We start from the raw sequence: 12,503 nt of genomic DNA, 5'->3' as shown, positions 1-12,503 counted from the left end.
TCGGCCGGATCCTAGGTATGGATCACCAGAGGTGACTGCTGTGCCCAGCACCGACACGATTGCGGCCGTGGCCACCGCCGTGGCCCCAGGGCAGGGCGGCATCGCCGTGATCCGTCTCTCCGGGCCGGCTGCGGAAGCGACGGGGCGCAGCGTGGTGCACTGCCCGGGCCAACAGGAGTGGGGATCGCACCGGGTGGTGTATGGCCATGTGATCGATGGCGAGGGCCGCCGTCTCGATGAGGTGCTGCTGCTGCTGATGCGCGGCCCCCGCAGCTTCACCGGTGAGGACGTGGTGGAGATCCACTGCCATGGCGGGGTGATCGCCGTGCAGCGGGTGCTCGAACAGGTGCTGCGGCAGCCGGGAGTGCGCCGGGCCCAGCCGGGCGAGTTCAGTCAGCGGGCCGTACTCAATGGCCGGCTCGATCTCACCCGCGCCGAGGCGGTGAGTGAGCTGGTGGCGGCCCGCAGCCGCCGGGCGGCCGAGTTGGCCATGGCGGGCCTTGATGGCGGCATTCAGGCCCAGATCACGGGGCTGCGGGAACGGCTGCTGGACCAGCTCACTGAGCTGGAGGCCCGGGTGGATTTCGAGGAGGACCTGCCGCCCCTCGATGGCGAGGCCCTGCTGCAGCAGCTGCAAGCCGTGCGTCTGGAGCTTCAGCAATTGGTGCGCGATGGCGAGCGGGGCGATGCCCTGCGCCAGGGCCTGCGGGTCGCCTTGGTGGGTCGCCCCAACGTGGGAAAAAGTTCCCTGCTCAATCGACTCAGCCGCCGCGAGCGGGCGATCGTGACCGATCTGCCGGGCACCACCAGAGATCTGCTGGAGAGCGAGATTGTGCTGGAGGGGGTGCCGATCACCCTGCTCGACACCGCCGGCATCCGCAGCACCGATGACGCGGTAGAGCAGCTGGGGATTGCCCGCAGCGAGGAAGCACTGGCCACGGCGGATGTGGTGCTGTTGGTGCTCGACGGCCATGCGGGCTGGACCGCTGAGGATGCGGCCTTGCTGGCGCGCATCCCCGAGCAGATCCCCAGGATCCTGGTGGCCAACAAGGCGGATCTCCCTGCGGGGACCTTCCCACAGCCGGTGGATGTTCAGTTGTCGGCCTTGGAGGGCACGGGGGAGGCCGACCTGGTGCAGGCCCTGCTGGAGCGTTGTGGTGCTGCTGGAACCGAAGGGGTGCTGCTGGCGCTGAACCAACGTCAACGCGATCTGGCCGCCCAAGCCGCCGAAGCCCTGGCCCGCAGCCAGGAGGTGGCGGCCCAGCAGCTCCCGTGGGACTTCTGGACGATCGACCTTCGGGAGGCGATCCGCGCGCTGGGGGAGATCACTGGAGAAGAGCTCACCGAAGCGGTGCTGGATCGGGTGTTTTCGCGCTTCTGCATCGGAAAATAGGTTCAGCGGACGTCTGAAACGGTTTGGACTGGCAATCCCCTGCACTCACCGCCGCATTGGAGGCCTGGCTGGCGGAAGACATCGGCCGCGGTGATCTGACGGCGGCTGCCTTGCAGGGCCAGGAGGGTCAGGCCCATTGGGTCGCCAAACAGCCGGGCCGGTTCTGTGGTGGTCCGTTGGTGCAGCGCCTGTTCCAGCGCCTGGATCCCGGGGTGAGCCTTCGCCTGCTGCGGCAGGACGGCGACGCCGTTGAGGTCGGGGACTGCCTGCTGGAGCTGCAGGGGCCGGCCAAGGCTTTGGTGGCTGGGGAACGCACCGCCTTGAACTTGGCCATGCGCCTCTCAGGCATTGCCACCGCCACCGCTGCATTGGTGGCCCAGCTTGAGGGCACCGGTGTGCGGCTGGCTGATACCCGCAAGACTACGCCTGGACTTCGTCTGCTGGAGAAATACGCGGTGCGTTGCGGCGGCGGCATCAACCACCGCATGGGGCTGGATGACGCGGCCATGCTCAAGGAGAACCACATCGCCTGGGCAGGGGGCATCACAGCGGCCATCGCGGCCGTCCGTGAGCAGGCCCCCTGGCCCACGGCCGTGATTGTGGAAGCGGAGACGGAGGCCCAGGCATTGGAGGCGGTGCAGGCGGGCGCCAATGGGGTGCTGCTGGATGAATTCAGCCCTGAGCAGCTCACCCAGCTGGTGCCGCGCCTGCGGGACTGCAGCACCGGTGTGGTGGTGCTGGAGGCCTCCGGCATTCAGCCCGAGCAGTTGCAGGCCTACGCCGCCACCGGCATTGATCTGATCTCCACCAGCGCGCCGGTCACCCGCAGCCGCTGGCTCGACTTGAGCATGCGTTTCACCTGAAGAGGGATGATCAGAGCCGGATTCCCCCGGCCACGCACTGCCCATGCTCAGCCTGTCCCAGTCCCTGGATGCCCAGTTGCGGGCGGCGATGCAACGGGCTTTCCCGGAGGCCGATGCGGGGCTGGACCCCCAGCTGGCTCCTGCCAGCAAGCCGGAATTCGGCGACTTCCAGGCCAACGGCGCGCTGCCCCTGGCCAAGCCCTTGAAGCAGGCTCCTCGGCAGATCGCCACGGCGATCGTGGAGCAGCTGCAGGCCGATCCCGCCTTCACCGACCTCTGCCTGGAGCCGCAGATCGCCGGGCCGGGCTTCATCAACCTCACGATCCGCCCGGAGCGGCTGGCGGCGGAGGTGGCGGCACGGCTGGGGGACGAGCGTCTCGGCGTGCCGGCGGTGGAGAACCCGGCGCCGGTGGTGGTGGATTTTTCCAGCCCCAACATCGCCAAGGAGATGCATGTGGGGCATCTGCGCTCCACGATCATTGGCGACTCGCTGGCGCGGGTGCTCGAATTCCGCGGTCATACGGTGCTGCGCCTCAATCACGTGGGCGACTGGGGCACCCAGTTCGGCATGCTCATCACCCACCTCAAGCAGGTGGCGCCGGAAGCCCTGGACACCGCCGATGCGGTGGATCTGGGAGACCTGGTGGCTTTCTACCGCGAAGCCAAGAAGCGCTTCGATGACGATGAAGCCTTCCAGTCCACCTCCCGCGATGAGGTGGTGAAGCTGCAGGGGGGCGATCCGGTGTCGCTCAAGGCCTGGGGCCTGCTCTGCGACCAGTCGCGGCGCGAGTTCCAGAAGATCTACGACCGGCTCGACATCCGCCTGAGCGAACGCGGCGAGTCGTTCTACAACCCCTTCCTGCCGGAGGTACTTGATGGCCTGAAGGCCGCTGAGCTGCTGGTCACCGATGACGGTGCCCAGTGCGTGTTCCTTGAGGGCGTGCAGGGCAAGGACGGCAAGCCCCTGCCGGTGATCGTGCAGAAGAGCGACGGCGGCTTCAACTACGCCACCACCGATCTGGCGGCGATCCGCTACCGCTTTGGAGCGGCTCCTGAAGGGGATGGTGCCCGCAGGGTGGTGTACGTCACCGATGCCGGCCAGGCGAACCATTTCGCCGGGGTGTTCCAGGTGGCCGAACGGGCTGGCTGGATCCCGGACGGTGCGCGCCTCGAGCACGTGCCTTTTGGCCTGGTGCAAGGAGAGGACGGCAAGAAGCTAAAGACCCGCGCCGGCGACACCGTGCGTCTGCGGGATCTCCTCGATGAAGCCGTCGAGCGCGCCGAGACCGATCTTCGTTCACGCTTGAAAGAAGAAGAGCGCAGCGAGTCGGAGGAGTTCATCCAGCATGTGGCGGGCACCGTGGGTTTGGCAGCGGTGAAATACGCCGACCTCAGCCAGAACCGGATCACCAATTACCAGTTCTCCTTTGATCGGATGCTGGCGCTGCAGGGCAACACGGCGCCCTATCTGCTCTACGCCGTGGTGCGCATTGCCGGTATCGCCCGCAAGGGGGGCGACCTTGCGGCCACCAAGGCCCAACTGCAGTTCAGCGAGCCCCAGGAGTGGGCCCTGGTGCGGGAGCTGCTCAAGTTCGATGCCGTGATCGCAGAGGTGGAGGAGGAGCTGCTGCCCAACCGCTTGTGCAGCTATCTGTTCGAGCTCAGCCAGGTGTTCAACCGCTTCTACGACCAGGTGCCGGTGCTCAAGGCCGATCCTGAAGCGCTGGCATCCCGCCTCGCCCTCTGCCGTTTGACGGCTGACACCCTCAGACTGGGGCTCGGACTGCTGGGCATCGCCACCCTGGACCGCATGTGAGCGACAACACTCAACCGTTCACACCTGGTGGTGCTCCGGCGGCTCGCGCCGCCGTTGAGCAGCTCAAGGCCTACAGCGCGCCGTTGGAGGGCCGCCGCCCGATGCTGCGGCTGGATTTCAACGAGAACACGATTGGCCCCAGCCCCTTGGTGGCCCAGGTCCTGCGCAACTTCAGCACCGAAGAAATTGCCGTTTATCCGGAGTACGACGGCCTGCGGGACGCGTTGCTGCAGAACCTGGAGGAAACCGGCTGCCGGCCGGGATTGAAGCCTGATCAGGTGGGCCTGTTCAACGGTGTGGATGCCGCCATCCATGCGGTGTTCCAGGCCTATGGCGATGCTGATGAGACGTTGCTGACCACAGCGCCCACCTTCGGGTACTACAGCCCCTGCGCCGGCATGCAGGGCATGACGATTGAGGCGATTCCCTACGAAGGGGAGGCGTTCGACTTCCCCTTGGCGGCCATTCAGGAGGCATTGGCGGCTCGAGCGCCGCGGTTGCTGTTGATCTGCAACCCCAACAACCCCACTGGCACGCGCTTGCCAGCAGATCAGGTGATCGCCTTGGCGGCCTCAGCCCCGGGCACCTTGGTGGTGGTGGATGAGCTCTACGAGGCTTTCACCGGAGACAGCGTGCTGCCGAGCGCAGATTTCACGGCCACACCGAACCTGCTGGTGTTCCGCTCCCTGGCCAAAACAGCTGGTTTGGCGGGTTTGCGGATTGGCTTTGCCATCGGCCATGCCGATGTGGTCGATCGAGTGAGCCGCGTCACGGGGCCCTATGACGTCAACAGCGTGGCCGTGGCCGCGGCCTTTGCCGCCTTGGCGGATCAGTCCTATGTGGATGCCTATGTGGCCGAGGTGCTGCGGGCTCGCGACTGGACCCTGCAGGCGCTGCAGGACGCGGGCGTACGTCATCACTGCGATGGCGGCAACTATCTGCTGATCTGGCCCCAGCGTCCGGTGGCGGAGGTGGATGTGGTGCTGCGTGAGGCGGGAATCCTGGTGCGTTCGATGGCAGGCAAGCCCCTGATCGATGGTTGCTTCCGGGTGAGCATCGGCACCACCAGCCAGATGCAGCGCTTCATGGAGGCGTTCCTCCCCCTGGAGCGATGAACCGCCTGCTGCTGCTGGCCACCGGCGGCACCATTGCCGGCTGTGCGGATGACAGTGCAACCCTGAACGATTACACCGCAGGCGTACTGGGGGGTGATGCCCTGCTGGCGGCGGTGCCGCAGCTGCAGGAGCTGGCGACGATCGATGTGGAGCAGGTGGCCAATGTCGACAGCGCCGATCTGCTGTTTGCCCATTGGCGCGCGCTGGTGGTTCACATTCGTGCTGCCTTTGCGGCAGACCCCGAGCTGGCGGGGGTGGTGATCACCCATGGCACCAACACGTTGGAGGAAACCGCCTGGTTGCTGCAGCTGTTGATCGACGATCCCCGACCGGTGGTGCTGGTGGGAGCGATGAGGCCGGCCACGGCCCTTAGTGCCGATGGGCCGTTGAATCTGTTGCAGGCGGTGCAGGTGGCCTTAAGCCAAGAAGCGCGCAGCCACGGCGTGCTGGTGGTGATGGATGGCCAGATCCACGCCGCCCAGCGGGTCACCAAGCTGGCCACCCAGGGGGTGGGGGCCTTTGCCAGTCCCGGTCGCGGGCCCTTGGGCTGGGTGGATGACGTTGGCGTTCATCTGCCCATGGCGAGTGGACCCCGGCAGGTGCCCTTCGCTGGGCTCGATTTGCCGGAGCAATGGCCTCAGGTGCCGATCGTCTACGGGTGTGTGGAGCCCGAACCGCTCTTGCTCACCGCTTGCCTCAACGCCGGCGTTGAGGGTCTGGTGTTCACCGGCACGGGCGCCGGCCAGTTGTCGGCGGCTGAGCGTTCGGCGCTTGAGGCTTGGCCAGGGAAGCGGTCGTTGATGCTGCGGGCCAACCGTTGCGGTTCGGGGCCTGTTCACCACCATCCAGAGGATAATCGGCTCGGGCTGCTGCCTGCAGGCAGCCTCAATCCCCAGAAAGCCCGGGTGTTGTTGTTGTTGGCTGTGCTGGCGGGTTGGGACAGAAATCAGCTGCAGGCGCTGATCACTGCATCACCGTGATCACGGTGGTGTCGTCGAGCTTGCCCGGCAGGGTTTGGGTCCGGCCCACCCGGCGCACGGCGGTGCCGCCCATGGCATCGAGGAAGGGCTGCACACCCTCTTGATCACAGCCTTCGGGCGCGTCGCCGGTCACGTACTGCACTGGGATGACGCGCTTGGGATTCAACTGATTCACCACCGCCGCAGCTTCTTCGGCGGTGTAGATCTTGCTGCCGCCACCCACGCCGATGATCAGCACATCGGGGTTGCCGAGCAGCACCCGGTCCGCAGCTGTGAGCTCTCCAGCGGTGGCACCGAGGTGGGCAAAGCTGAGGTCTCCCTGCTGCCAGCGCCAGAGGGTGGCGTTGCCAAAGCGGCGTCCTCCCACGCGGTCGTGGGGATTGGCAAAGCCCTCAAGGCTCAGGCCGCCGATGCGATAAGACCCGGGCTGGGCAAGAAAGCGGCCGCCGGCCACGTCGCGGGCCCCTTCATCGGCGAGTTCGGAATTGGCCAGAACTACGCCGGGCGTCAGCCGGGGTTCAGGCAGCCCCGCAGCGCAACCCACGGCCTTGTAAGGGTTGAGCAGCACCGACTGGCCGCCCCCCTGAATCAGCAATGCCCGTTGCCCGTAGCTGCTGATCGACACGCCACCGCCCGCCAGGGCCGGAGACGTGAGGCTGAGTGCCAGGCCTGCAGCGGCGGTCACGGCGGAACGCAGGACGGACATGGGCGGAGCTGAACGTGTTTCGGACGCTAACAGCGTTATCCCTCAGCTTCCCGCAGGAAATTGGCCAGCAGTTGGTGGCCTTGATCGGTGAGCACGCTCTCCGGGTGGAACTGCACCCCCTGCAGGTGGTGATGGTCGCGGTGCCGCAGGCCCATGATCGTGCCGTCCTCGAGCCAAGCGGTCACCTCGAGGCAGTCCGGCAGGGTGTCGCGCTCGGCGATCAGGGAGTGGTAGCGGGTGGCCGTCAGCGGTTGGGGCAGTCCTGCGAACACGCCGTCGCCCTTGTGCAGCACCGGTGAGGTTTTGCCGTGCATCTGCTGCTGGGCGCGCACCACGCGGCCGCCGTACACCTGGGCGATGGCCTGATGGCCCAGGCACACCCCCAGGGTGGGCACCGTTGCTGAAAGCTCTTTGAGGATGTCGAGGCAGACGCCCGATTGATCCGGGTCGCCAGGGCCTGGAGAGAGCAGGATCGCGTCGGGCTTCAGGGCACGGATCTGCTCGAGGCTGATGGCGTCGTTGCGATGCACCTGCAGATCAGCTGCCACCGGATGCTGGGCGGCGAGCTCACCGAAGTACTGCACCAGGTTGAAGGTGAAGCTGTCGTAATTGTCGATGACCAGCAGCATCTGCGAATCGGGAGTCAGAGCCCCAGGCGGAGCAGGAGCGGCGGAAGCAGGAGAAACAGAGCGATCAGCAAGGAGCTGATGGCGGCTGTCAGCACGGCGGCGGCAGCACAGTCTTTGGCGATGCGGGCCAAGGGGTGATAGCGCCGGCCAATGGCCAGATCCACCACCGCTTCCATCGCTGTGTTCAGCAGCTCCAACACCAGAACGGCAGCCACCGTAAGCACCAGCACGGCCAGGCGGATCAGATCCAGTTGCAGCCAGGTGGCCAGACCAAACACCACCAGCCCCGTCACCACATGGATGCGGAAGTTGCGCTGGGTGAGGAAGGCGTAACCCAGGCCTTGGGCGGCGTAGCGAAAACTCGAGGGCAGATCACCGGCGATGCGCCAGCTGCCCCGTCGTCGCATGGCATTGGGCACCATTGCCACTTCCTCTGAAGCTGCGTCTGCGGAGAGTGTCCGGGGCGATTCAGTGGTCATCGGAACGCAACTCAGACTCCGCAAGGCACACGCCCGCTTTTCGAAGATTACCCGGGTTGTCCAGGTCACTCATCCCCAAGAAGCCTCTCCTGCAGGGCCAGCATTGCGGCAAGGCTCTCGTCATCGGGATGGTCCCAGCCCAGCAGGTGCAGCAGGCCATGGCTCACCAGCCAGCGCAATTCCCGCTGCAGGCTGTGCCCCTGTTCCTGGGCCTGACGCCGGGCCGTCTCCAGGGAGACGACGATGTCCCCCAGTTCGATGCTGGGGCCTTCCATCCAGTCGCCGGCGTCGTCGAGGGCGGCAAAGGACAACACATCCGTGGGGCCTGTTTTCTGGCGCCAGGCGCTGTTCAAATCCGCGATGGTGGCGTCATCGGTGAAGCGCAGCCCCAGGCTCAGCTCTTTCGCTGCACGCACCAGGGTTGGGCAGTCGAGGCTTGCATCCCCGCAGATGCCGATGAGCCAGTGCTCCAGCTGCTGGAGCCAGGCCGTTTGATCGAGCAGATCGCTGCTGTCGGAGGGTTGCAGCGTCACTCCCTCCCGATCCAGTGCGAGGTCGAGCTCCATGCCTACCCCGGCAGGGTCGGCCGCCCCAGCCAAGCCACGAGAGTGATGAAGCCAAGGAATCCCATGGCCGTGAGGCCGAAATGGAACAGGCTCTTGCTGCCCTTGCGCACCATGTTGCGCATGGCCTGTTTGACGAAACTCGGCGGTGGGGTGCTCTCGCTGGCCATGGGATCAGGAATCGGCGTCGGCGCCGGGGCTGTCGACACCCTGGCGCAAAGAGGCGTCGATGAACGGGTCGAGGGCCCCATCCATCACCGCTTGCACATCGTTGGTTTCTTCATTGGTGCGCAGGTCTTTCACCATTTGGTACGGGTGAAACACGTAGTTGCGGATCTGGTTGCCCCAGGCCGCTTCAACGATGTCGCCGCGGATGTCGGCGATTTCGGCGGCCCGTTGTTCCTGGGCGATCACCAGCAGCTTGGCCTTGAGCAGGGCCATCGCTTTTTCCTTGTTCTGAAGCTGGGAGCGTTCCTGGGTGCAACGCACGGCCAGGCCGGTGGGGATGTGGAGAATCCGCACGGCGGTTTCCACCTTGTTCACGTTCTGGCCGCCGGCGCCACCGGAGCGTGAGGTGGTGACTTCGAGGTCCTTTTCGGGGATGTCGATGTCGACTTCCTCCTCCAGCTTCGGCATCACTTCGATGCCGGCAAAGCTGGTCTGGCGCTTGTCATTGGCGTTGAACGGTGAGATGCGCACCAGGCGATGGGTGCCCTTTTCGTTGCGCAGGTAGCCGTAGGCGTAGCGCCCTTCGATCTCGATCGTGCAGCTCTTGATCCCCGCCTCCTCCCCTTCGGAGAGTTCATCCACGGTCACCTTCATGCCGTGGTCTTCCGCCCAGCGGGTGTACATGCGCAGCAGCATCTGGGCCCAGTCCTGGGCGTCTGTTCCGCCAGCCCCCGCATTGATGCTGAGCACGGCACCCTCCTTGTCGTATTCGCCGCTGAGCAGGCGCTCCAGTTCCCAGCGGTCAAGCCCCTGGCGCAACTGGTTCAGCCCGTTCTGAGCTTCTTGCAGCAGGTCCTCATCGGGCTCCAGCTCATAAAGCTCAAGGGTGGCCTGGGCGTCATCGACTGCACCGCGCCATCCGGCCAGCTGAGACAGCTGGGCTTTCACCTCATCCAGACGCCGCATCTGCTTCTGGGCGTTCTGCTGGTCATCCCAGAAATCGGGCTGGGCCGCGAGTTGTTCGAGATCCTGTTGCCTGGCGTTCAGTGCAGGGACGTCAAAGACAGTCCTGGGCATTGCCCAGGCGGTCAGTGAGCTCGGAGAGATCGCGTTTGAAGTCGGTGAGATCCAGCAAGGACTCGGTCCTGATCAGCCTCTGACGCTATCAGCGCAGTAGCTGCATAGGATCCGACCACTGGCATCACCAACGCAATGGCCAAGGTTGAGATCTACACCTGGCAAACCTGCCCGTTTTGCGTCCGCGCCAAGGGGCTCCTGGATCGCAAAGGGGTGAGCTACACCGAACACAGCGTGGATGGGGATGAGCCCGCCCGGGATGCCATGGCGGCCCGAGGTGATGGTCGCCGCAGCGTTCCGCAGGTGTACATCGACGATCGCCATATCGGTGGTTGTGACGACCTCCATGCCCTGGATCGCGCCGGTGAGCTCGATGCGCTGCTGAAGGCCTGATCGATGCGCCAGCTGTTCGTTCTGGATCCGCTAGGGCAGATCAATCCAGCCAAGGATTCCTCTGCTGCGCTGATGCAGGCCGCCCATCGCGCCGGCGATGAGGTGTGGGCCTGCACGCCCTCCGATCTGATTGCACGGGGCGATGAACCCCTCGCGATCGCCCTGCCGGTGACGCCGGAGCCCTGGATCACGGTTGGGGTGGCTGAACGTCAAGCGTTGGCTGGGTTTGACGTGATCTGGATGCGCAAGGACCCGCCGGTTGATGAGGCGTATCTCTACGCCACCCATCTGCTGGAGGTGGCGGAGCGGGCTGGGGTGCGGGTGCTCAATCGCCCCAGTGCGCTGCGCAGCTGGAACGAAAAGCTAGGGGCCTTGCGCTTCAGCCGTTGGATGGCCCCCACGCTGGTGGCGGGGCGGGTGTCTGAACTGCTGTTGTTTGCCGAAGAGCAGCAGGAGATCGTGCTCAAACCTCTGGGGGGCCGCGCCGGCCTTGGGGTAATTCGGGTCAACGGCCAGTCGCCGGGCTTGAAGGCCCTGCTGGAGCTGGTGACGGAGCAGGAAAGCCTGCCGGTGATGGCCCAGGCCTTTTTGCCGTCCGTGAGTGAAGGTGACAAGCGCATCCTGCTGGTGGACGGCGATCCCCTGGGGGCGATCAACCGTCGCCCGTCAGCTGGGGAGTTCCGCAGCAACTTGGCCGTGGGTGGTCAGGCGGAGGCCACGGAACTCACCGAGCGGGAACGTCAGATCTGCGCGGCCCTGGCCCCGGCGCTGCGGGCGGAGGGGTTGTTCTTCGTGGGCATCGATGTGATCGGCGGCATGCTCAGCGAAATCAACGTCACCAGTCCCACGGGGGTGCGGGAAGTGGAGCGGCTGATGAACCAGCCCCTGGCGGATCAGACGATCGAGCGATTGCGCGCGCTGGTCTGAAGTTCCAGCTGGTCCGCCAGCACGGCCAGCTTAAGCCCCACCTCCTGCAGCTCGCGTTCGGCAACGGATCCCCGCACCAGGCCTGCTCCGGCGGTGAGGTCAAGCTCGCAACCGCGGGCATGACCGCAGCGGATTGCCACCCGCAGTTCCGCATCACCGGCGCTGTCGATCCAACCGATCGGCGCTGCGTAGCTGCCCCGTTCAAACGGTTCCAGGGTGCGCAACCAGGCCATCGCGTCGCGTCGCGGCAACCCGGCAACGGCGGGGGTGGGGTGCAGTTGTTCGGCCAGCGCTAGGACGGGCTGACCCTGGGTTTCGGCCGTGATCGGGGTGTGCAGATGGGTGAGGTTGCCGTGGCGGGCCAGTTGGGGTTGGCGGCGACGCCGGGGTGTCAAGCCGTTGCGGCGCAGTTGGTCAGTGATGGTTTCCACCACCAATTCATGTTCGCGGCGATCTTTATCGGAGCGCAGCAGCTGCGCCCCAGAATCCCCTTGCCCCGCCGTGCCGGCCAGGGCATCGCTGCGCAGCCAACCAGCGCGCAGGCTGAGCAGCCGTTCCGGCGATGCACCGAAGAAGGCATCACCGGTGTGACGCTGCCAGAGGAAGCGGCAGCTGCCGGCTTGCTGCCGCCGCAGCCGCTTCAACAGCGGCAAGGGGTCGAAGGTGTCGGCCAGAACGATGCGGTGCTGTACGGCCAGCACCAGTTTGTGCAGGTCGCCGCTGTTGACCAGATCAATGCCGCGGGTGAGGGCTGCGGCGTAGCGCTGCCGCCAGGTTTCCGGTTCCGTTGCCGCCACCAGCGCCTGGGGCTTGAGGGGGGTTGGCGTCGCTGGCGTCTGGAGCAGCTGTTCGTGCTTGAGCCAGAGCTGTTCCGCCAGCTCGCGACAGTCCGCTGCACTGCTCACGACCCCATTCAGCCGTAGCCAGCCGCGGCGTCCCTGACGGCTGAGTTGCCAGCGGGGCAGCACGGCCTGCACCGATGGCACCACCGCTTCACTGCGGCGGCGCTCGCTCACCTGATCAAAGAAGCGGAAGCGCAGCAGCACCCGAGGCCGCGCATGGGCTGGGCTGTCCGCTGCCGTGTCGTGCAGCCGGCTCAGGCAGAGGTCGACGAAGCGCTGGGCCTGCTCAAAGCGACGGCTGCCGGCCAGCTCCAGTTCCTGGCAGGGCCCGGCGGCAGCCAGGCAGAGGCCCGGCGCGCTGTCCCACAGCACCTGCAGGCTTTCGTGCTCCGCCAGCTGCGGCAAGGCTAGAAGCGGGTCGATCCCTTCGATCGGCAGGGCCAGGCTGAGCAGCGCTCCATCGCCGTCACAGGCCAACCATCCCCGCTGGGCAGCGGAGAGGAGGGTGCTGAAACAACAATCAGCCGACATCCGCGGCGTTTCTGGCCAGGG

At 66.0% G+C, this 12,503-nt stretch carries 14 protein-coding genes; 7 read left to right on the top strand and 7 right to left on the bottom strand.

Features of this window, described 5'->3' with window-relative positions; genetic code table 11:
- The first annotated feature begins 40 nt into the window (after positions 1 to 40).
- From mnmE to SynTAK9802_RS11410, 5 genes are read left to right on the top strand one after another with little or no spacing between them, the layout of a single operon-like run.
- Complete coding sequence (mnmE, locus tag SynTAK9802_RS11430; RefSeq protein WP_186498218.1) at positions 41 to 1,393, top strand: tRNA uridine-5-carboxymethylaminomethyl(34) synthesis GTPase MnmE; 1,353 nt, start codon at positions 41 to 43, stop codon at positions 1,391 to 1,393.
- 23 nt (positions 1,394 to 1,416) lie between these two features.
- Positions 1,417 to 2,256: a carboxylating nicotinate-nucleotide diphosphorylase gene (gene nadC / locus SynTAK9802_RS11425; RefSeq protein ID WP_186496342.1), complete on the top strand. Its 840-nt coding sequence runs from the start codon at positions 1,417 to 1,419 to the stop codon at positions 2,254 to 2,256.
- A 43-nt stretch (positions 2,257 to 2,299) separates the two neighbouring features.
- The gene (argS, locus tag SynTAK9802_RS11420) at positions 2,300 to 4,072 is read left to right on the top strand and encodes an arginine--tRNA ligase (RefSeq protein WP_186496340.1); all 1,773 of its coding nucleotides are present in this window, start codon (positions 2,300 to 2,302) and stop codon (positions 4,070 to 4,072) included.
- Positions 4,069 to 5,187 carry a histidinol-phosphate transaminase gene (locus tag SynTAK9802_RS11415; protein ID WP_186496338.1) on the top strand — a complete coding sequence of 373 codons (1,119 nt, stop codon included), beginning with the start codon at positions 4,069 to 4,071 and terminating at the stop codon, positions 5,185 to 5,187. The genes argS and SynTAK9802_RS11415 overlap by 4 nt, the downstream gene beginning before the upstream one ends.
- Entirely contained in the window at positions 5,184 to 6,167 is a 984-nt protein-coding gene (locus SynTAK9802_RS11410) for an asparaginase (protein ID WP_186496336.1), read from the top strand. Before SynTAK9802_RS11415 ends, SynTAK9802_RS11410 begins: the two co-directional genes overlap by 4 nt.
- Here SynTAK9802_RS11410 and SynTAK9802_RS11405 read toward each other — a convergent pair.
- The 6 genes from SynTAK9802_RS11405 to prfB form a co-directional block, all read right to left on the bottom strand.
- A complete protein-coding gene (locus SynTAK9802_RS11405) occupies positions 6,151 to 6,873 on the bottom strand; it encodes an MBL fold metallo-hydrolase (RefSeq protein WP_186496334.1) in 723 nt (240 codons plus the stop codon). The genes SynTAK9802_RS11410 and SynTAK9802_RS11405 overlap by 17 nt on opposite strands.
- Positions 6,874 to 6,908: 35 nt before the next feature.
- Positions 6,909 to 7,502 carry an aminodeoxychorismate/anthranilate synthase component II gene (locus tag SynTAK9802_RS11400; RefSeq protein ID WP_186496332.1) on the bottom strand — a complete coding sequence of 198 codons (594 nt, stop codon included), beginning with the start codon at positions 7,500 to 7,502 and terminating at the stop codon, positions 6,909 to 6,911.
- Positions 7,503 to 7,516: 14 nt separating this feature from the next.
- Positions 7,517 to 7,924, bottom strand: coding sequence for a diacylglycerol kinase family protein (locus tag SynTAK9802_RS11395; RefSeq protein WP_244272960.1), 408 nt, complete (start codon positions 7,922 to 7,924; stop codon positions 7,517 to 7,519).
- Positions 7,925 to 8,046: 122 nt separating this feature from the next.
- Entirely contained in the window at positions 8,047 to 8,547 is a 501-nt protein-coding gene (ybeY, locus tag SynTAK9802_RS11390) for an rRNA maturation RNase YbeY (protein WP_186496328.1), read from the bottom strand.
- Between the two features lie 2 nt (positions 8,548 to 8,549).
- Positions 8,550 to 8,714, bottom strand: coding sequence for a DUF3285 domain-containing protein (locus SynTAK9802_RS11385; protein WP_071840165.1), 165 nt, complete (start codon positions 8,712 to 8,714; stop codon positions 8,550 to 8,552).
- A 4-nt stretch (positions 8,715 to 8,718) separates the two neighbouring features.
- A protein-coding gene (prfB, locus tag SynTAK9802_RS11380; RefSeq protein WP_222929015.1) for a peptide chain release factor 2 occupies positions 8,719 to 9,847 on the bottom strand; the annotation gives its coding sequence in 2 pieces (ribosomal slippage) (positions 8,719 to 9,771 and positions 9,773 to 9,847; 1,128 coding nt in all).
- Between the two features lie 77 nt (positions 9,848 to 9,924).
- Here prfB and grxC point away from each other — a divergent pair.
- Positions 9,925 to 10,182 (top strand): glutaredoxin 3, encoded by a 258-nt coding sequence (grxC, locus tag SynTAK9802_RS11375; RefSeq protein ID WP_115009898.1) that lies wholly within the window; start codon positions 9,925 to 9,927, stop codon positions 10,180 to 10,182.
- A gap of 3 nt (positions 10,183 to 10,185) precedes the next feature.
- On the top strand, positions 10,186 to 11,109 hold the full coding sequence (gshB, locus tag SynTAK9802_RS11370; protein WP_114987627.1) for a glutathione synthase: 924 nt from the start codon (positions 10,186 to 10,188) through the stop codon (positions 11,107 to 11,109).
- On the opposite strand, the gene SynTAK9802_RS11365 is transcribed toward gshB, so the two are convergent.
- Entirely contained in the window at positions 11,076 to 12,482 is a 1,407-nt protein-coding gene (locus SynTAK9802_RS11365; RefSeq protein WP_186496326.1) for an isochorismate synthase MenF, read from the bottom strand. The genes gshB and SynTAK9802_RS11365 overlap by 34 nt on opposite strands.
- Between the last annotated feature and the right edge of the window lie 21 nt (positions 12,483 to 12,503).

The organism is Synechococcus sp. TAK9802, from assembly GCF_014279535.1.
Lineage (GTDB): Bacteria > Cyanobacteriota > Cyanobacteriia > PCC-6307 > Cyanobiaceae > Parasynechococcus.
Note: the sequence above shows the minus strand (reverse complement) of the source record. Positions and strands in the feature narration are given on the sequence as shown.

Coding starts and splice junctions, on each gene's coding strand:
- argS (WP_186496340.1), top strand. CDS start 2,300: ATGCTCAGCCTGTCCCAGTCCCTGGATGCCCAGTTGCGGGCGGCGATG.
- grxC (WP_115009898.1), top strand. CDS start 9,925: ATGGCCAAGGTTGAGATCTACACCTGGCAAACCTGCCCGTTTTGCGTC.
- SynTAK9802_RS11405 (WP_186496334.1), bottom strand. CDS start 6,873: ATGTCCGTCCTGCGTTCCGCCGTGACCGCCGCTGCAGGCCTGGCACTC.
- SynTAK9802_RS11365 (WP_186496326.1), bottom strand. CDS start 12,482: ATGTCGGCTGATTGTTGTTTCAGCACCCTCCTCTCCGCTGCCCAGCGG.
- SynTAK9802_RS11395 (WP_244272960.1), bottom strand. CDS start 7,924: ATGGTGCCCAATGCCATGCGACGACGGGGCAGCTGGCGCATCGCCGGT.
- SynTAK9802_RS11410 (WP_186496336.1), top strand. CDS start 5,184: ATGAACCGCCTGCTGCTGCTGGCCACCGGCGGCACCATTGCCGGCTGT.
- gshB (WP_114987627.1), top strand. CDS start 10,186: ATGCGCCAGCTGTTCGTTCTGGATCCGCTAGGGCAGATCAATCCAGCC.
- ybeY (WP_186496328.1), bottom strand. CDS start 8,547: ATGGAGCTCGACCTCGCACTGGATCGGGAGGGAGTGACGCTGCAACCC.
- SynTAK9802_RS11385 (WP_071840165.1), bottom strand. CDS start 8,714: ATGGCCAGCGAGAGCACCCCACCGCCGAGTTTCGTCAAACAGGCCATG.
- SynTAK9802_RS11400 (WP_186496332.1), bottom strand. CDS start 7,502: ATGCTGCTGGTCATCGACAATTACGACAGCTTCACCTTCAACCTGGTG.